At 73.6% G+C, this 17,593-nt stretch carries 18 protein-coding genes; 15 read left to right on the forward strand and 3 right to left on the reverse strand.

All coding sequences use genetic code 11. The features are described 5' to 3' along the window. From I2501_RS10585 to I2501_RS10615, 7 genes are all read left to right on the forward strand, one after another. Window positions 1-516: electron transfer flavoprotein subunit beta/FixA family protein (locus I2501_RS10585; protein ID WP_196193673.1), on the forward strand; the 516-nt coding region annotated here is incomplete at its 5' end. Between the two features lie 60 nt (window positions 517-576). Continuing rightward, window positions 577-1,545 (forward strand): electron transfer flavoprotein subunit alpha/FixB family protein, encoded by a 969-nt coding sequence (locus I2501_RS10590; RefSeq protein WP_196193674.1) that lies wholly within the window; start codon window positions 577-579, stop codon window positions 1,543-1,545. A 117-nt stretch (window positions 1,546-1,662) separates the two neighbouring features. Further along, window positions 1,663-2,811 carry an NUDIX hydrolase gene (locus tag I2501_RS10595; protein ID WP_196193675.1) on the forward strand — a complete coding sequence of 383 codons (1,149 nt, stop codon included), beginning with the start codon at window positions 1,663-1,665 and terminating at the stop codon, window positions 2,809-2,811. Window positions 2,812-2,815: 4 nt separating this feature from the next. Next, window positions 2,816-3,697 (forward strand): DUF4184 family protein, encoded by an 882-nt coding sequence (locus tag I2501_RS10600; protein WP_196193676.1) that lies wholly within the window; start codon window positions 2,816-2,818, stop codon window positions 3,695-3,697. Window positions 3,698-3,825: 128 nt separating this feature from the next. Then, a complete protein-coding gene (locus tag I2501_RS10605) occupies window positions 3,826-5,067 on the forward strand; it encodes a geranylgeranyl reductase family protein (RefSeq protein ID WP_196194104.1) in 1,242 nt (413 codons plus the stop codon). A gap of 121 nt (window positions 5,068-5,188) precedes the next feature. Beyond that, window positions 5,189-6,466, forward strand: a complete 1,278-nt coding sequence (locus I2501_RS10610) for a sensor histidine kinase (protein ID WP_196193677.1) — start codon at window positions 5,189-5,191, stop codon at window positions 6,464-6,466. 23 nt (window positions 6,467-6,489) lie between these two features. Continuing rightward, window positions 6,490-7,155, forward strand: coding sequence for a response regulator transcription factor (locus I2501_RS10615; RefSeq protein WP_196193678.1), 666 nt, complete (start codon window positions 6,490-6,492; stop codon window positions 7,153-7,155). 57 nt (window positions 7,156-7,212) lie between these two features. Here I2501_RS10615 and I2501_RS10620 read toward each other — a convergent pair whose 3' ends face one another. Then, entirely contained in the window at window positions 7,213-7,803 is a 591-nt protein-coding gene (locus I2501_RS10620; protein WP_196193679.1) for a GbsR/MarR family transcriptional regulator, read from the reverse strand. Between the two features lie 95 nt (window positions 7,804-7,898). On the opposite strand from I2501_RS10620, the gene I2501_RS10625 reads away from it, so the two are divergent. The 6 genes from I2501_RS10625 (at window position 7,899) to I2501_RS10650 (ending at window position 14,326) form a co-directional block, all read left to right on the forward strand. Further along, a complete protein-coding gene (locus I2501_RS10625) occupies window positions 7,899-8,852 on the forward strand; it encodes an ABC transporter ATP-binding protein (RefSeq protein WP_196194105.1) in 954 nt (317 codons plus the stop codon). Beyond that, window positions 8,849-10,477 (forward strand): ABC transporter permease, encoded by a 1,629-nt coding sequence (locus tag I2501_RS10630; protein ID WP_196193680.1) that lies wholly within the window; start codon window positions 8,849-8,851, stop codon window positions 10,475-10,477. Before I2501_RS10625 ends, I2501_RS10630 begins: the two co-directional genes overlap by 4 nt. A gap of 50 nt (window positions 10,478-10,527) precedes the next feature. After that, window positions 10,528-11,475 (forward strand): DUF389 domain-containing protein, encoded by a 948-nt coding sequence (locus tag I2501_RS10635; RefSeq protein ID WP_196193681.1) that lies wholly within the window; start codon window positions 10,528-10,530, stop codon window positions 11,473-11,475. Window positions 11,476-11,579: 104 nt separating this feature from the next. Continuing rightward, window positions 11,580-12,356: an enoyl-CoA hydratase family protein gene (locus I2501_RS10640; RefSeq protein ID WP_196193682.1), complete on the forward strand. Its 777-nt coding sequence runs from the start codon at window positions 11,580-11,582 to the stop codon at window positions 12,354-12,356. Window positions 12,357-12,483: 127 nt separating this feature from the next. Next, window positions 12,484-13,326, forward strand: a complete 843-nt coding sequence (locus I2501_RS10645; protein ID WP_196193683.1) for an acyltransferase — start codon at window positions 12,484-12,486, stop codon at window positions 13,324-13,326. A 148-nt stretch (window positions 13,327-13,474) separates the two neighbouring features. Further along, window positions 13,475-14,326, forward strand: a complete 852-nt coding sequence (locus I2501_RS10650; RefSeq protein ID WP_196193684.1) for a hypothetical protein — start codon at window positions 13,475-13,477, stop codon at window positions 14,324-14,326. Here the strand turns inward: I2501_RS10650 and I2501_RS10655 are convergent. Next, window positions 14,318-14,485: a hypothetical protein gene (locus I2501_RS10655; RefSeq protein WP_215909614.1), complete on the reverse strand. Its 168-nt coding sequence runs from the start codon at window positions 14,483-14,485 to the stop codon at window positions 14,318-14,320. The genes I2501_RS10650 and I2501_RS10655 overlap by 9 nt on opposite strands. 166 nt (window positions 14,486-14,651) lie before the next feature. Then, the gene (locus I2501_RS10660; RefSeq protein ID WP_328806307.1) at window positions 14,652-15,872 is read right to left on the reverse strand and encodes an MFS transporter; all 1,221 of its coding nucleotides are present in this window, start codon (window positions 15,870-15,872) and stop codon (window positions 14,652-14,654) included. A 17-nt stretch (window positions 15,873-15,889) separates the two neighbouring features. On the opposite strand from I2501_RS10660, the gene I2501_RS10665 reads away from it, so the two are divergent. Both I2501_RS10665 and I2501_RS10670 read left to right on the forward strand, forming a co-directional pair. After that, complete coding sequence (locus I2501_RS10665; protein WP_328806308.1) at window positions 15,890-17,092, forward strand: ROK family protein; 1,203 nt, start codon at window positions 15,890-15,892, stop codon at window positions 17,090-17,092. Window positions 17,093-17,249: 157 nt separating this feature from the next. Then, window positions 17,250-17,588 carry an SHOCT domain-containing protein gene (locus tag I2501_RS10670; RefSeq protein ID WP_196193685.1) on the forward strand — a complete coding sequence of 113 codons (339 nt, stop codon included), beginning with the start codon at window positions 17,250-17,252 and terminating at the stop codon, window positions 17,586-17,588. Window positions 17,589-17,593: the final 5 nt, after the last annotated feature.

Genomic DNA, 17,593 nt, shown 5'->3' on the forward strand with positions numbered 1-17,593 from the left:
GATGTGCACGGGTCGGATGTGATGGCGACCTCGCTGGTGCTGGCGAAGGCCGTGGAGAAGACCGGGTTCGACCTGGTCGTGTGTGGCATGGCGTCCACGGACGGGACGATGGCGGTGTTGCCGGCGCTGCTGGCGGAGCGGCTGGGTGTGCCGCAGGTGACGCTGCTGTCCGAGGTCGCGGTGGCGGGTGGCACGGTGTCGGGTCGTCGCGACGGCGACACGGCGACGGAGCTGGTCGAGGCGTCCCTCCCGGCCGTGGTCAGCGTGACGGACCAGTCGGGTGAGGCCCGGTACCCGTCGTTCAAGGGCATCATGGCCGCGAAGAAGAAGCCGGTCGAGGAGCTGGACCTGGACGACCTCGGCGTCGACGCCGAGCACGTCGGCCTCGCCGGCGCCTGGACCGCCGTGGACTCCGCGACGGCGCGTCCGGCGCGCACGAAGGGGACGATCGTCAAGGACGAGGGCGAGGGCGGCAAGCAGCTCGCCGAGTACCTGGCGTCGCAGAAGTTCATCTAGTCCGACTGCCTGGCAGTCCGGCTGTCACCCCTCTTCTTCTTCGTTCTGGAGCAATGAATCATGGCTGAGATTCTGGTCCTGGTGGACCATGTGGACGGTGCGGTGCGTAAGCCCGCGTTGGAGCTGCTGACCCTGGCCCGTCGGATCGGCACGCCGGTCGCGGTGGTGCTGGGCGCGGGCGACGCCGCCGCCGCGGTGGCCGCGAAGGCGGGCGAGTACGGCGCGGAGCGCGTGATCACCGCCGACGCGAGCGAGTTCGCCGACTACCTGGTCGTGCCGAAGGTCGACGCGCTCGCGCAGATCGCCGGATCCGTCAACCCGGCGGCGGTGCTGGTCACCTCCTCGGGCGAGGGCAAGGAGATCGCCGCGCGCCTGGCGCTGCGCCTGGGCTCCGGCGTCATCACCGACGCCGTCGACCTCACCGCCGGCGAGCAGGGCCCCGTCGCGACCCAGTCCGCGTTCGCCGCCTCGTTCACCGTCCAGTCCCGTGTCTCGCACGGCACCCCGGTGATCACCGTCAAGCCGAACGCGACCGCCCCCGAGGCCGCCGCGGCCGCCGGCACGGTCGAGACCGTCACCGTCGCCTTCAGCGACGCGGCGACCGGCACCAAGGTCACCTCCCGCACCCCGCGCGTCTCCTCGGGCCGCCCGGAGCTGACCGAGGCCGCGATCGTGGTCTCCGGCGGACGCGGCGTGGGCGCGGCCGAGGGCTTCGGCGTCGTCGAGGCGCTGGCCGACTCCCTCGGCGCGGCCGTGGGCGCCTCCCGCGCCGCGGTCGACGCGGGCTGGTACCCGCACTCCAACCAGGTCGGCCAGACCGGCAAGCAGGTCTCCCCGCAGCTGTACATCGCCAACGGCATCTCCGGCGCCATCCAGCACCGCGCGGGCATGCAGACCTCCAAGACCATCGTCGCGGTCAACAAGGACCCCGAGGCCCCGATCTTCGAACTCGCCGACTACGGCGTCGTCGGCGACCTCTTCCAGGTCCTGCCCCAGCTCACCGACGAGATCAAGACCCGCAAGGGCTGATCTTCAACCGGTCTCCACGGTTGCTGAAACAAACGAACGGCCCCCGCGTCACCACCCGGTGAGGCGGGGGCCGTCGTACGATGCGGGCTGGTCAGCTGCCTCTCCGCTGGGGGACCTGTGATCGTCTGGCTCAACGGCGCGTTCGGCGCCGGCAAGTCCACGACCGTGCGCGAACTGCACCGTCTGCTGCCCGGATCGCACATCGTCGACCCCGAGGACGTCGGCGCGCTGCTGCGCCGCCTGCTGCCGCCGGACGCGCGGAGCGCCCACACCGACTTCCAGGACCTGGTCGCCTGGCGACGCCTGGTGCCGGACACCCTGACCGCGCTCCGGGCGCAGCTCGGCGAGGACGTCCCGCTGCTGGTGCCCATGGCGCTGCACCGACAGGACTACCGCGACGAGATCTTCGGCGCGCTGGCCTCCTGCCGGATCGAGGTGCACCACGTCGTGCTCCACGCCGAAGAAACGGTTCTGCGGAGCCGGATCGAGGCCGACCAGGACGACGCGCGTGCCCGGGGCTGGCGACTGGCCCACCTCGACGCCTACGCGGAGGCGCTGACCTGGCTGAGGCGCGACGCGTCGGTCGTGGACACCGCCGGACTGACGCCCGCTCAGGCCGCCGAGCAGGTCCTCGCCGTGCTCCGCGCGGGCGACGCGCGGGTGCCGATCGTGCAGGACCCGGTCGCGGTCGGGGACACGGTCGCCGCGGCGGTGCTGCTCTTCGACGAGGAGGACCGGGTGCTGCTGGTCGACCCGGTCTACAAGGCCGGATGGGAGTTCCCCGGCGGCGTCGTCGAGGTCGGCGAGGCGCCGACGGCCGCCGCCGTCCGGGAGGCGTTCGAGGAGCTTGGCCTGGAGCTGGCCGAGGAGAGCCTGCGCCTGCTCGCCGTCGACTGGGAACCGCACCGGGGCCCGAGATCCGGCGGCCTGCGACTGATGTTCGACGCGGGGCGGCTTGCCGCCGTCGACCGCGCCCGACTCACCCTTCCGGCCGCGGAGCTGCGTCAGTGGCGCTTCGTCAGCCCGGCGGACGCCTCCGACCACCTCGCGCCCAACAAGCTCGCCCGGCTGCGCGGCGCGCTCGCCGCCCGGGAGTCGGGCGAGGTGCTCTACCTGGAGGCCGGGCGCGCGGCCGGGGACGGCAAGGCCGGAACCACTGCGGCCGGGGGCAATACGGCCGGGGACCGGTGGGCAGCAGCCGACCGGGAGCGAGACCGGCCGGACGGGGTGGACGAGCCGCAAGGCGGGTTGAACCAGGCAGGATGATCCTGTGCCGTTCACCTTCAGCCATCCCGCCGCCGTCCTCCCGCTGCTGCGCGCCGCCCGGCCGCAGGGGCCGTTGATCGCCTCCGGGTTGGTCGCGGGCTCGCTCGCCCCCGACGTCCCGTACTTCGTCGACAGCCTGCTGCCCGGCGCGTACGCGGTGGGGAGACTGACGCACCGTGCGTGGGCGGTGCCCACGCTGAACGTGGCGATCGCCGCCGGGGTCGCGGCGGTCTGGTACGGGCTCGGACCGCGCCTCGGACCCGGGGTGGAACGCGGACTGGAACAGGGACTGGGACACGGCCTCGGGCGCGAGCCCGCAGGGCGGATCGCGGAGCCGTGTGCCGCCGACTGGGCGCAGGACGCGGCCTGGTTCGCCGCCTCGGCGGCGGTGGGCGCGTTCACCCATGTGGCCTGGGACGAGTTCACCCATCACGGGCGCTTCGGGGAGCGGCACATCCCGGCGCTCGGCCACCGGATCGGCGGCCGGATGCCCGTCTACCAAGCGCTGCAGTGGGCCTCGTCGATGGCGGGCCTGGCCGTGCTCGGCCGTGCCGCGAGCCGCACGCCGCGGGCGCGGGACGTGGTCCGCGAGGTGGCGTCCGCGGTGTCCCCGGCGGCGACGGCGCTGGTCGGCGCGGCCACGGTGGTCGGCGCGGTGCACCGTGCGCGCCGGGACCGCGCCCGTCGGCCGGAGCCGTTCAGCGGGAACGACCTGGTCGCGTCGGTCAGCTTCGGCGGTGGCGCGGGTGCGGCCGTGGGGGCCGTGGCCGCCGCGGCGGTCGGCTCCGGACTGCGTGCGCTCGCTCCGCGCTCTCTCGCCTCCGCCCACCCGCGTCTGCTCACCGGCGGCTCACCGGGCACGCGCCGGGTGGGGACGCGCAAGTAATATGACCGATCGTGAGCGAGAACCAGGGCCTCGGCGCCGATGAGAACGTCGAGAACGACGAGAATCTGACCACCGGAGCGACCGAGCTGCTCGACGGCGGTGATCCAGCCCTCTCAGTCCTCCCAGCCATGGAGGTCGAGGCGGTCACCGACGCCGTGGGCGTCGCGGACGCTCTGGAGGCGCTCGCCGACGACCTGGGCGGTGTCTGGGACGTCGTCGTGGTCGGCGCGGGCCCGGCCGGCTCGTCCGCCGCGTACGGCGCGGCCGAGGCCGGGGCGACCCGGGTGCTGCTGCTCGACAAGGCCGCTCCGCCCCGCTACAAGACCTGCGGCGGCGGCATCATCGGCCCCTCGCGCGACGCGCTTCCGCCCGGCTTCACCCTCCCGCTCAAGGACCGCGTCCACGCGATCACGTTCACGCTCGGTGGCCGCTACGAGCGCACCCGACGCTCCAAGCGGATGCTCTTCGGGCTGATCAACCGCGACGAGTTCGACCACGGCCTGGTCCAGGCCGCCGAGAAGGCGGGCGCGACGCTGGTCACCGGGGTCACCGTCACCGGCGTCACCCAGCCCGAGGAGGGCGAGGCAGGCCTCGCCCTGGTCGCGCTCCAGGACGGACGGACCGTCAAGGCCCGTGCCGTGGTGGGCGCGGACGGCAGCGCGGGCCGGGTCGGCGCTCACGTCGGCGTCGTCTTCGACCAGGTCGACCTGGGCCTGGAGGCCGAGATCCCGGTCCCGGCGGACGTCGCGGCGCAGTGGCGCGGCCGGGTGCTGCTGGACTGGGGGCCCCTGCCCGGCTCGTACGGCTGGGTCTTCCCCAAGGGCGACAGCCTGACGGTCGGCGTCATCGCGGCCCGGGGCAAGGGCGCGGAGACCCGCGCCTACCTCAAGTCCTTCATCGACCAGTTGGACCTCGCCCGGTTCACCCCGAGCGTCGAGTCGGGCCACCTGACCCGCTGCCGCTCCGACGAGTCGCCGCTCGTGCGCGGGCGCGTCCTGGTCGCCGGTGACGCGGCGGGCCTGCTGGAGCCGTGGACCCGCGAGGGAATCTCCTACGCGCTCCGCTCCGGCCGTCTGGCCGGCAAGTGGGCGGCGAAGCTCGCGGGCGCGACGAACGGGGTCGAGGTCCGCCGCGAGGGTCTGGGCTACACCTTCGACATCCGCGCGGACCTGGGCCAGGAGATGCGCGTCGGCCGTCGCATGCTGTCGGCTTTCGAGCGCCGCCCGCAGGCCTTCCACGCCGCCGTCCTCACCTTCCGCCCGGCCTGGCGCGCCTTCGCCCGGGTCACCCAGGGCCACACCACCTTCGCCCGCCTCACCCGCGAGCTCGGTGTCTCCCGGCGCACCATCGACTTCCTGACGCGGAGGTAGTCAGCCAGACGTAGCCGGAGGCAGGCAGGTCGCGGGCGCTTGGACGTACTGCACGGGGAGTACGTCCCGGCACCTCAGCGAGGTGACGCACCGGCCCGGTGTTCTGGCCTACGGTGCACGTATGAGATCCGGTTGGCGCGAGAGGGCTGATCCCGGCACGCCCGACGACGGGTCGCAGTGGGCCGGTGGACCCGGGTGGGCCGGGTGGCCCGCGTGGCGTGGCAGGCGCGACCGCGGCGCGCGGCCGGTCGTCGCCCTCGCGCTGGTCGTCGCGTTCATCCAGGAGTTCGGCACCCGCGCCGTGGCCGGGCACCAGCACGGCGGGAACTGGCATGCGGGCCTGCCGCCGCTGGCCACCGTGCTGCTGCTGGCCGGGCCTGCGCTGCTCCTGCTGCGGCGGCGTTGGCCGTTGCAGGTCTGCGCCGGGACGGCGGCGGTGGCCGGGCTGTACCTGCTGCTCGGCTACCCGTACGGGCCGATCGTGCTCAGCGTCGCCGTCGGCTACGTCAGCGCCGTGCTGGCCGGGCGGCGCCGGGCTGCGTGGATCAGTCTGGGCGCGCTCTACCTCGCCCACGTCGTCGTCAGCGCCGCGACCGGATCGCTGCGCTGGCCGGTCGAGCTCGGCGTGCTCGCCTGGCTCCTGGTGCTGGTCGCCGGGGCGGAGCTGATGCGCACCCGGATCGAGCAACGCCAGCACTGGCGCGCGGCCCGCGCCGAACGGGAGGCGCGGATCGCCGACGAGCAGCGCCTCGGCATCGCCCGCGAGCTGCACGACGTGCTCGCGCACAGCATCTCGCTGATCAACGTCCAGGCCGGGGTGGCGCTGGAGCTGATCGACGACGACCCGGAGCAGGCCCGCACCGCGCTGACCACGATCCGGGACACCAGTAAGCAGGCGCTCGGCGAGGTACGCCAGGTCCTCGGCACGCTCCGCGCAGGCGGGCCCGCCGACCGCAGCCCCGCGCCGGACCTGGCCCGCCTGGACGAGCTGGTCCGGCAAGCGGGCGTGGCCGGCCTGACGGTCACCGTCACCCGCACCGGGCTGCGCCGCCCGCTGCCCGCCGGGATCGAGCTGGCGGCGTTCCGGATCGTCCAGGAGGCGCTGACGAACGTCATCCGCCACTCCTCCGCGCGGACGGCGGCCGTGGCGCTGGACGACACCTCGGAGCGCCTCACGGTCACTGTCCACGACCCCGGCCCCACCTCCGCCGCCGGGGGCGCCCGCGCGGGCGGCAGCGGCAGCGGGCTGGCGGGCATGCGCGAACGCGTCGGCGCGCTGGGCGGCAGCGTCGAGGCAGGCCCGGCACCCGACGGCGGCTTCACCGTCCGCGCCGAGCTGCCGCTCGCGAACGGCGGGAGCGGCGCGAACGGCGCGAACGGATGGACGGCGCACCGATGACGCACCCTCACCCTGGAGACGACATGATCCGCGTGCTGCTCGCCGACGACCAGCAGTTGGTCCGGGCCGGTTTCAAGGCGCTGCTCGACGCCCAGTCCGACATCACCGTCGTCGCGGAGGCCGACGACGGCGTCGAGGCCGTCGAACACGCCCAGGCGCTGGTGCCGGACGTGGTGCTGATGGACATCCGCATGCCGCGGCTGGACGGCCTCGCGGCGACCCGTCAGATCTGCTCGGACCCGAAGCTGAGCGACGTCAAGGTGGTGGTGCTGACCACCTTCGAGATGGACGAGTACGTCTTCGAGGCGCTGCGCTCGGGCGCGGCGGGCTTCCTGGTCAAGGACACCGAACCGGCCGAACTCGTCCGCGCCGTCCGCGCCGCCCACGCGGGCGACGGCCTGCTCTCACCGGGCGTCACCCGCCGCCTGATCGCCGAGTTCGCCGCTCGCTCCAAGGAACCCGACCAGCCCGCCACCCTCTCCCGCCTCACCGACCGCGAACGCGAGGTCCTGGCGTTGGTCGGCCTCGGCCTCACCAACGAGGAGATCGCGGGCCGACTGGTCGTCAGCCCACTGACGGCGAAGACCCACGTCAGCCGCACCATGGTCAAGCTCGGCGCCCGCGACCGCGCCCAACTCGTCGTCCTGGCCTACGAATCCGGCCTGGTCCGACCCGGTTGGCTGGGCTAGGCGACGGCTACCGCTGTCCCGTCGCCTTCCTCGGGCCTCTGACAGGCAGCTCGGCAGTCAGCGCTGATGCGCCGCCAACGCCTCCCGCTCGCGGTAGTAGCGCTCCAGCAGCAGTGGCAACTCCCGTCGTACGAAGCTGAAGAAGTGCAGCGACTCGCCGAGGCGGGCGGCGGCCGGGGAGTCCGGGCCGAGCATGTGGATGCCCTCGGTGAGGGAGGTCTCCCAGCGGGAGAGCATCGCGTCGCGCTTGAGGAGGGCGTCACGCCAGACGTCGTCGAAGACGCGGTAGCGGTCGCGGCGGGAGCCGGGCTCCCGTTCGCGGCCGACGAGTTGGACGGTCGAGAGGTAGCGGACCGCGCCGGAGACGGCGGCCGGGCTGATCCGGAGCAGGGACGCCAGCTCCGCGGAGGTCAGGCGGCCGGCGGGGGAGGTGATCAGGGCGACGAAGACGCGGGCCGGCATTCGCGGGAAGCCAGTGTCGGTGAGGACGTCGGCGAAGCGCTCGATGTAGGCGCGCAGCTCTTCCTGATCGGCTACGTCGGCCGCTTGGTCGGCTACCTGATCAGCCGCCTGGCCGGCTGCTTGGCTGGCCGCCGGTTCGGGTGTCTGGGGATCGGCCGATGCCTGATCCGTCCGCTTCGTCGCCATGGGGTTCACCCTATCCCGCACATCACCGAGTTCAGAAGATTCACGAATTCGTGAAATCAGTGTAGCGTCGAACCGTGACGGAAAGCGCTGCAAGCATGGCCGGGAACGACCCGGCGATCGACGTGTCCGGCCTGGTCAAGACCTTCGGGCGGACCCGGGCCCTGGACGGTCTCGACCTGCGCGTCGAGCGGGGTGAGGTGCACGGGTTCCTCGGCCCCAACGGTGCCGGAAAGTCGACGACCATCCGGGTGCTGCTGGGCCTGATCCGGGCGGACGCGGGCACCGCCCGCCTGCTCGGCGGGGATCCGTGGCGCGAGTCGGTCGCGCTGCACCGCCGGATCGCCTACGTGCCCGGGGACGTGACCCTGTGGCGTGGGCTGAGCGGCGGCGAGGTGATCGACCTGCTCGGGCGGCTGCGCGGCAACGGCGGCAGCACCGCCGAGCAGCGGGCCAAGCGGCGCGCCGAGCTGCTGGAGCGGTTCGAGCTGGACCCGACCAAGAAGGGCCAGACCTACTCCAAGGGCAACCGTCAGAAGGTCGCCCTGGTCGCGGCGTTCTGCTCGGACGCGGAGCTGCTGATCCTGGACGAGCCGACCTCCGGGCTGGACCCGCTGATGGAGGAGGTCTTCCGCTCCTGCGTCGCCGAGGAGCGCGAACGCGGTCGGACGGTGCTGCTGAGCAGCCACATCCTCTCCGAGGTCGAGGCGCTCTGCGACCGCGTCAGCATCATCCGCGCGGGCCGCACCGTCGAGACCGGAACGCTTTCCGAGCTGCGCCACCTGACGCGCACCTCCGTCACCGCCGAACTCGCCGCGCGGCCGACCGGGCTGGACGCGCTGCCGGGCCTGCACGACGTGGAGTTGGACGACGGACCGTCCGGCGCCCGGCTGCACTGCCAGGTCGACACGGACCGGCTCGACGGCCTGCTCCGGGCGCTGACCGACGCCGGAGTGCGCTCCCTGACGAGCCGTCCGCCCACGCTGGAGGAGCTGTTCCTGCGTCACTACGAGTCCGCACCCGTGGCCGTCCCCGCCGGGGAGCAGGCATGACCGCGCGCTGGGCAGTGGCTGGCGGCGGCAGCACCGCCGGGACCGGCGAACTGCTCCGCTTCGCGCTGCGCCGCGACCGGATCATGCTGCCCGTCTGGCTCTACGCCCTGGTCGGGTCGACCGGGGCCACCGCTGCCTCGATCGGCAAGCTCTACCCGACCACGGCGTCCCGCGTCTCCCTCGCGCAGAGCATCAACAGCAACGGCTCCCTGCGCGCGCTCTACGGGCCGGTCTACGACGCCACCAGCAACGGCGCGTTGACGGCCTGGCGGATGCTGCCCTACGGCGGATTGATGCTCGGGCTGCTCTGCGTCCTGCTGGTGGTCCGGCACACCCGGGCCGAGGAGGAGTCGGGTCGGCTGGAGCTGATCGGCGCGGGCGCGGTCGGACGCGGCGCGCCGCTGGCCGCCGGGCTCGGCACGGCCGTGATCGCCTCCGCGCTGGTCGGCGTGCTGACGGCCGCCGTCCTGGGCGCGACCGGGCAGCCGCTGGGCGGTTCGCTCGCCTTCGGCGGCGCGCTGTTCGGGTGCGGGGTCTGCTTCGCCGGGGTCGGGGCCGTGACCGCGCAGCTCAGCGGGACCAGCCGGGCCGCCAACGGGATCGGCGGCGCGGTGCTCGGGCTCGCCTTCCTGCTGCGCGCCTGCGGTGACGCCGCCGGACCGACCGGGCCGGGCTGGCTGCTCTGGCTCTCCCCGCTCGGCTGGGCCGAACGCGTCCGGCCCTACACGGACGACGCCTGGTGGCTGGTGGCGCTGTTGGTCGTCGCCGGAGCGGTGCAGATTTCCATCGGCTACCTGCTCGCCGGTCGCCGCGACCTGGGCGCGGGACTGTTGCCGCAGCGTCCTGGACCGGCGGTCGCCGAGCCGTCGCTGCGCGGGGCGGGCGGCCTGGCCTGGCGGCTCCAGCGAGGCGGACTGCTCGGCTGGGCGGTCGGGTTCGCGGTCGGCGGGTCGATGCTGGGCGGCATCACCGAGGGCGTCAAGCAGTTGATCTCCACCAGCTCCAACGTCGAGCAGATCATGGAGCGGATGGGCGGCACGTCCGGCATGGTCGACGCCTACCTGGCGACGGCGATGAACCTGCTGGCCATGGTCGCCGCCGTCTACGCGGTCCAGACCGCGCTGCGGCTGCGCGGCGAGGAGACCTCGGGCCGCGCCGAACCGGTGCTGGCCACCGGCGTCAGCCGGCTCGGCTGGGCGGCGAGCCATCTGCTCTACCCGCTGCTCGGATCTGCCGTACTGCTGCTGGTCGGTGGCATCACCGCGGGCCTCGGCACGGGTGTGGTGCTCGGCGACGCGGCGGGCTGGACGGGCAAGTTGCTGGTCGCCGCGCTGGTCCAGCTCCCGGCGGTGTGGATCTTCGCGGCGGTGACGGTCGCGCTGTTCGGGCTGCTGCCGCAGTGGTCCACCGCGGCCTGGGGCGTGCTGGGCGTGCTGCTCTTCATCGCCTACCTCGGCCCGGCCGTGAACGCGGGTCAGTGGCTGCTCGACCTGAGCCCGTTCACCCACGTGCCCAAGCTGCCCGGCAGCGCGTTCCAGGCGCAGCCGCTGCTCTGGATGGTGCTGCTCTCCGTCGTGCTGGCGGGCTCCGGGCTCGCCGGATGGCGGCGACGCGACGTGGGATGAGCCGGGCGAGGTCGGAGGAACCGGGCGAAAGGTGACATAGCCTCAGCCGGGTGATGCACATCCGGCTCATCGTCCCGTCGTCGCTGGAGTCCGAGGTCCGCGCGGTGCTCGACGAGGCCCTCGGGGTCACCCATCTGGTGGTGGTCCCGGGGGCCGCGCTGCGTCCGGCGGGGGCGCTGGTCGAGTGCGACGTGGCGCGCGAGTCGGCGGACGAGCTGGTGGCCGCGCTGCGCCGGATCGGCCTGCCGCACCACGGCGCGATCACCATGACCACCGACGAGTTCACCGCGTCCGACGCCGCCGACCGCGCGCTGGCCGAGGCCCCGGGCGAGGGCGCGGACGCGGTGGTCTGGGAGGCCGTCAGCGGCATCACGCAGGAGGAGTCGGTCTTCAGCGCCGTCTACGTCGCCTTCCTCAGCGTCGCCACCATGCTGGCGGCCTGCGGGGTGATGCTGGACAACGCGATCCTGATCGTCGGCGCGATGGTCGTCGGCCCCGAGTTCGGCCCGCTGGCCGGGCTCTGCGTCGCCCTGGTGCGGCGTCAACCACGGCAGGCCTGGCGGTCGTTGGTGACGCTGGTGATGGGCTTCGTGGTGGCGATGCTGCTGACCGTCCTGTTCAGCGCGGTGATGGACCAGCTGGGACTCTTCAGCGACACGCGCTTCGACGCGCCACGCCCGGCCACCTCGTTCATCTACCAGCCGGACTCGATGTCGGTGGTGGTCGCGATGCTGGCGGGCATCGCCGGGGTGCTGTCGCTGACGTCGGCCAAGTCGGCCACGTTGATCGGTGTCGCCATCTCCGTCACCACCGTCCCGGCGGCGGGCTACGCCGCGCTGGCCGTGACCTACCAGGACTACGCGCAGGCCTGGGGCTCGTTCGTCCAACTCGGCGTCAACCTGGCCGGGATCGCCGTCGCGGGCACGCTGACGTTGCTGGTGCAGCGGCTGCTCTGGTCCCGGGTCCGCCGCCGGGAGCTCAAAGCCATGGGCGTCTGATCCGAGCGGGAGGCCCCGGCCGCCGCACGGGGGTTGACCTGGTGCATAGGCTGGGCATGCGCGCCACAGGGTGGTGGCGTCGACCTGCCGGAAGGGATCGCCCGATGTCCGCCGAACAGCCGCTTGAGCCGCTGGTCCGCTACGCCGTCGACCGAGGCGTCGCCACGCTGACCCTCGACTCGCCCGCCAACCGCAACGCCCTCTCCTCCCGTCTGGTGGCGGAGTTGGAGCAGGGTCTGCTGGACGCGGGCAAGGACCCGGCGGTCCGCGCGATCGTGCTCACCCACACCGGCGGCACCTTCTGTGCCGGTGCGGACCTGTCCGAGGCCACCGGCGGCGACCCGACCGCCAACCCGCGCCGCCTGGTGACCGCGATGCGGTCGCTGGTGGAGTCGCCCAAGCCGGTCGTCGCGCTGGTCGACGGACACGTCCGGGCGGGCGGCCTGGGGCTGCTGGGCGCCTGTGACATCGTGCTGGCCGGACCGAAGTCCACCTTCGCCTTCACCGAGGTCAGGCTCGGGCTCGCCCCGGCCGTCATCTCGCTGCCGCTGCTGCCGCGCCTGGACCCGCGCGGCGCGTCCCGCTGGTACCTGACCGGTTCGGTCTTCGACTCCGCCGAGGCCCAGCGGATCGGCCTGATCACCGAGGCCGCCGCGGACCCGGCCGAGGCGCTGACCGAGATCCTGGACGCCTTCCGCAAGGCCAGCCCGCAGGGCCTGGCCGAGACCAAGCGCCTGGTCACCGCCGAGGTGCTGCGCACGTTCGAGCGCGACGGCGAGTCGATGGTCGCGCAGTCGGCGCTGCTCTTCGGCTCCGAGGAGGCCCGCGAGGGCATGCTCTCCTTCCTGGAGCGCCGTCCGCCCGCGTGGGCGGCCGAGTGAGGCGCCACGACGGGACACGACTGGCCTCGACAGGACACGACTGGTCATGACAGGACGCGAGAGGTCCTGGGGACGAGTGACGCAGGCCATGTGACTCCGGCGGTTACCCACCGGTTAACGTAGGCCCATGCCGTTCGCCGAGAAGATACGCCGCGCCGCCCGGGAGCGGGCGCGCCGCGCCGCGTCGCAGCTGGTCCACCGGGGGTGGGGCTTCGTACGCGAGGCGGGCGCGATCAGCGCCGAGCGGCCCGGCCCGCTGCGGTTCGCCGAGCTCGGGGCGTTCACCAAGCTCGCCTTCCCGCAGGGGACGATCTTCAACGAGCAGGCGATCGCGGTCGGTTGCTACTGCATCATCGGCGAACGGGTCTCCGTCTCGGCGGGTTTCGCGCCCGGCCTGCAGTTGGGTCCGGAACCGATCGTGCGGATCGGCGACGGCTGCGTGATCGGCCGGGACAGCAACATCGTCGGCCACCAGTCCATCGTGATCGAGGACAACGTGTGGACCGGGCCGAGCGTCTACATCAGCGACCAGAACCACTCCTACGACGACCCGGCGCTGCCCATCGGCAAGCAGTGGCCGCGCAACGAGCCGGTCCGGATCGGCGCGGGCAGCTGGATCGGCACGGGTGCGGTGATCCTCCCCGGCGCCGACATCGGCCGCAACGTCGTGGTCGCGGCCAACTCCGTGGTGCGCGGCACGGTGCCTGACCACAGCGTGGTGGCGGGCGCGCCCGCCAAGCCCGTCCGGCGGTGGACCGAGGCGGAGGGCTGGCAGCCGCCGATCCGTACCGCGCCGCCGCGCGCGATCCCCGAGGGCATCACGCACGAGCAGCTGGTCGCCCTGATCGGCTGGGATCTGCGGCTCCCGACCGAGTCCGGCGAGTCTGCCGGGTCCGTCGGGCCCGTCGACGGGCGGGACGCGGTCGAGGCCGACGGCCCCAGGGACGCCGACCCGGACCCGGTTTCCTAGCCTCGGCAGCCCTCCATGCCGGGGGCGCGGTCACGCTCCGAAAGCGCTGGTCACGCACCGTCGCGCGACCTGCGCCGTGCGCGTGGCGATGGCACAGTGGAACGGATTCGTATGAGTCCCGCCTTTCGAGGATTCGAGGAGGCACCCCATGCGTATCCAGCCCACGCGCACCCAGCCCGGACGAATCCCCTCCAGCCGCAGCCGGCCCACGCGGGTCCGGATCTGCGGCCTCGCGCTCGCCGTCTCGACGGTCGTCGCCGCGCTCGCCGGGTGCTCGGCCTCCTCACAGGGCGCGCTCGGCCTCGGCGACGCCGCCGCCGCGGCCACCCCCAGCCCCTCCCAGTCCCTGCCCGGCGCGGACTCGTTGCAGGCGGCGCTGCTGAGCCCCGACGACCTCGGGGCGAACTTCTCCGTCGAGCCCAGCGGCTCCTCGTCGCCGAGCCTCCCCACGGGCAAGGGCTCCGGCTCGGGCAAGAGCGCCACGGGCTGCGAACAGCTCAGCGACCTGATCAACGGCTCACCGCAGAACGGGACTCCCGCGCCGAGCTCCAGCCCGCCGGGCGCGAACCGGGGCGCGAACCAAGGCGGCGAGGCCCAGGTGCTGCTGAACGGCGGCCAGGTCGGCCCGTTCGTCGGCGAGTTCCTCACGGCGCGGCCCCAGAGCGTGCTCGACACGACGTATCCGCAGGTCAAGAACGCGCTCGCGTCCTGCAAGAACCTCAACCTGTCCACCGGCGGCACCACGGTCGACTTCAGGCTCTCGCCGGTCGACTTCGGCAGCCCGGGCTCGGTCGCGCGGCGGATGGACGGGACGGTCCAAGGCGTCACCGTCAACGGCTACTTCGTGGTGGACCGGCTCGACTCGAACGTCGCAATGATCTACCTCTACATCCAGGTCAGCAACACCTCGTCCGAGTCCGCCTACGCGTACTACCAGATCGCCGTCTCCAAGGCACAGGACGTGCTCGGCATCTCGACCTCGGCGGCCGCGTCAGTCTGAGAGGTCAGGCACGAACCGGCTCAGCCGGTAGGTGGTCTGCGCCTCCGTCAGTCGCGTGCACGGCGAGTCGATCCGCATCCGGGAGGGCTCGACTCCCTCCTCCGCCCAGAGCCGGCGCACCTCCGCTCGCAGCTCCGCCTTGTCCAGGGTCGTCAGCACCAGTTCCCAGTGCCCCGTGCCGGGTGCCGTGAGAGCAACGGACCGACGTATCTCCGCCTCACGTTGCCGCTTCCGCTTCTGTTGCCCGGGCACCGCCCCAGCATCGCCGCACGACGGTTGCCCGGCAAGGCATTTGGTCGGGCGGGGTGCCCGGGTGGGCCGCAGGTCAGGACGCGGTCTTCCGCCGCACCGCCAGGGACGCCACGCCAGAGAGGGCGACCAGCAGGGCGACCGAGAGCAGTGCCACCGGAAGCCCCAACCCCTGCGCCAGGAACCCGATGACGGGCGGTCCGGCGACCATGCCGCCGTAGCCGAGCATCGACGCGGTGGCCACGCCGCGCGGTCCGCGCAGGGCGCCCGCGCGGTCGATGGCCAGCGGGAAGATGTTGGACAACCCCAGCCCCACCAGCAGGAATCCGGCCAGCGCCAGCGGCAGCGTCGGGCTCAGCGCGGCCGCGGTCATCCCGACGGTGGCGAGCGCCGCGCCGCCGACCAGCAGCCGGATCGGTCCGAACCGCTCGACCAGGCGGGTGCCGCTGAGGCGGCCGATGGTCATCGTGGCCGAGTAGAGCGCGAATCCGGCGGCGGCGACGCCGGAAGTCGCGTGCAGGTCCTGGCGCAGGTGCAGCGCGCCCCAGTCGGCCATGGCGCCCTCGCCGTAGGCGTCGCAGAGCGCGACCACGCCGAGCAGCACGACCAGCAGCGCCACGCCCGGCGCGACAGCGGCGCTCGCCGTGCCCGACCGCTCGGTGTGACCGTCGCCGGATCGGTCGGCGTGCGGGACCGGGTGGCGCAGCAACGGGACCGCGGCCCACGCCGTGGCCGCCAAGCCGCCGACCGCGAGCAGGCCCAGGTACTGAGTGGCCGTCATGACCGAGGTCAACAGCCCGCCGACGGTCGCGCCGACCAACCCGCCCAGGCTGTAGGCGGCGTGGAACGCGGGCATCACGGGTCGCCGTGCGGCGGCCACGAAGTCCACGGCCGCGCTGTTGATCCCGACGTTCATCGCGCCGTACCCGGCGCCAAAGACCAGCAGCACGAGCCCCAGCGCCAGCACGGAGTGCGTCAACGGCGGCAGTACGACGGCCACGCAGAGCAGCACGGACGCAGCCACCGTCATCGCGTGGTTGCCGAAGCGGACGCAGAGGCGTCCGATCGGCCCCATGACGGCGACGGCGCCGGCCGACACGCAGAGCAGTGCCAGGCCCAGCAGCCCGGGGGAGGCGTGGACCTGGGCCTTGATCTCGGGGATGCGCACGACCCAGCCGGCGAAGAGGAAGCCGTCCAGGGCGAAGAAGCCGGTCAGCGCCGTACGGGCGGCGGGCCAGCGGGAGGCCGGGGGTATAGGAGGGAGAGAAGCCGACTCTATTTTGTTCATCAGCGGCACAAATTCATAATAGGAGGGTGACGCAGACGCAGACAAGCCTGGAGCGCGGCCGGGCCGTGCTCGGTCCCGCGCTGACCCTGATCCACACCGGCGGCGCACCCACCAGATCCGTGCTGACCGGAGCGCTCGGCGTCACCCGGACCACGGTGGGAGCGATCACCGCCGAGTTGGAGGCGCTGCGCCTGATCACGGTCGACGCCCGCCCGGCGGGCGGTGCGCGCGGCCGTCCCTCGCACCGGCTGGACGTCGACCCGCAGGGCCCCGTCGTCCTCGCCGCCCAACTGCACACCGACGGCTTCACCCTCGCCCTCGCTGGTCTGGGCGGCCGGATCGGGCAGCCGCTGGACCTGCCGCTCCGCGCGAACGACGACCCGCGCGGAACGCTGCGCACCATGGCGGAAGAGGCCGCCCGGCTGATCGCCGCCAGCCCCCGCCGCTGCGTCGGCGCGGGCCTGGCCGCGCCGACCCCCGTCACCGAGCCCGACCGGCTCGCCGTCATCTCCGCCTGCCTGGGCTGGCCCACCGGCACGCCGATCGGCGCGCTCTGGGAGGAGGAGCTCCGCGCCGCCGGGATCGAGCTGCCGCCCGGCGTCGTCCCGGCCGTCGCCAACGACGCCAACCTGGCCGCCCTGGCCGAGCACCGCCACGGCGCGGGCCGCGACGCGCGCCACCTGCTCTACGTCACCTCCGGCCACCAGGGCGTCGGCGGCGCGCTGGTCGTCGACGGCCGCCTGCACACCGGCAGCGCCGGACTCGCCCTGGAGATCGGACAGTTGACGGTCGACCCGGACGGACTGCTGTGCCGCTGCGGCCGACGCGGCTGTCTGGACGTCGAGGCGGGCCCGCCCGCGCTGCTCGCCGCCTACGGGCTGCCGGCGGCCGCGCCGCTCACCGAGGTCGACGCGATCCTGACCGGCTCCCGCGCGGGCGACCGGGCCGCGCGCGAGGCCGTCGAGCACGTCGCGGTGCGGCTCGGACGCGGTATCGCGGCGGTCGTGGACGTGCTCAACCCCGACCGGGTCGTCCTCGGCGCCTTCCACAGCGCGCTGTTGGCCGGTGCGCCGGAGCTGCTCCCGGCGACCGTCGCGGCCCGCGCGCACTGGGGCGCCTACGGGCCGGTCCCGCTCAGCCCCGCCGAACTGCCCCGCCCGGAGCTGGCCGGAGCCGCCGAACTGGCGTGGGAGCCGGTGCTCGCCGACCCGCAGCTGGTCGCGGGGTGAAGCCGCGAGGATGACCCCGGTCCCCTCCCGCGTACTCCCTGGGTAGCAGCACAACTGCCCGCCGCCGTACGACGCCTCGCGGCGCTCCGCGGAGGAGTCTCGTCAGTAGATCGGCAGTGCCAGTCCGCCTGTCGACGACGAGTCCGAGGAGCGCGTGATGAACACCTTGCTGGCCGACGGTTGGCACGGCGGACCCGGCCCGTGGATCCTGCTGATGCCGCTCATCTGGATCGGCGCCATCGTGCTGGTGCGCCGGATCTTCTTCCGTGGGCGCGGCGGAGCGCCCTGGTTCGCGGCCGGTGGGCCGCGCGCGGGATGGCAGGGCGGCCCCGGCCGGCCCGGCCGCCCGCAGGGCTGGGCGGACACCCGCCAGGGCCCGGCCCCCTCGCCGCTGGAGACCCTGAACCGCCGCTACGCGGACGGTGAGATCGACGAGTTCGAGTACCGCCAGCGACTGGACGTCCTCAACGGCGAGGACAGCACGCCGCAGCCGTAGTCAGG

Origin of the sequence: Streptacidiphilus fuscans, from assembly GCF_015690355.1 — a bacterium.
GTDB classification, from domain to species: domain Bacteria; phylum Actinomycetota; class Actinomycetes; order Streptomycetales; family Streptomycetaceae; genus Streptacidiphilus; species Streptacidiphilus fuscans.

Bases quoted from the DNA above. Each gene is read 5' to 3' on its own strand.
- I2501_RS10640 (WP_196193682.1), top strand. From the start codon at position 11,580: ATGTCCGCCGAACAGCCGCTTGAGCCGCTGGTCCGCTACGCCGTCGAC.
- I2501_RS10630 (WP_196193680.1), top strand. From the start codon at position 8,849: ATGACCGCGCGCTGGGCAGTGGCTGGCGGCGGCAGCACCGCCGGGACC.
- I2501_RS10590 (WP_196193674.1), top strand. From the start codon at position 577: ATGGCTGAGATTCTGGTCCTGGTGGACCATGTGGACGGTGCGGTGCGT.
- I2501_RS10605 (WP_196194104.1), top strand. From the start codon at position 3,826: ATGGAGGTCGAGGCGGTCACCGACGCCGTGGGCGTCGCGGACGCTCTG.
- I2501_RS10610 (WP_196193677.1), top strand. From the start codon at position 5,189: ATGAGATCCGGTTGGCGCGAGAGGGCTGATCCCGGCACGCCCGACGAC.
- I2501_RS10645 (WP_196193683.1), top strand. From the start codon at position 12,484: ATGCCGTTCGCCGAGAAGATACGCCGCGCCGCCCGGGAGCGGGCGCGC.
- I2501_RS10625 (WP_196194105.1), top strand. From the start codon at position 7,899: ATGGCCGGGAACGACCCGGCGATCGACGTGTCCGGCCTGGTCAAGACC.
- I2501_RS10650 (WP_196193684.1), top strand. From the start codon at position 13,475: ATGCGTATCCAGCCCACGCGCACCCAGCCCGGACGAATCCCCTCCAGC.
- I2501_RS10670 (WP_196193685.1), top strand. From the start codon at position 17,250: ATGAACACCTTGCTGGCCGACGGTTGGCACGGCGGACCCGGCCCGTGG.
- I2501_RS10620 (WP_196193679.1), bottom strand. From the start codon at position 7,803: ATGGCGACGAAGCGGACGGATCAGGCATCGGCCGATCCCCAGACACCC.
- I2501_RS10615 (WP_196193678.1), top strand. From the start codon at position 6,490: ATGATCCGCGTGCTGCTCGCCGACGACCAGCAGTTGGTCCGGGCCGGT.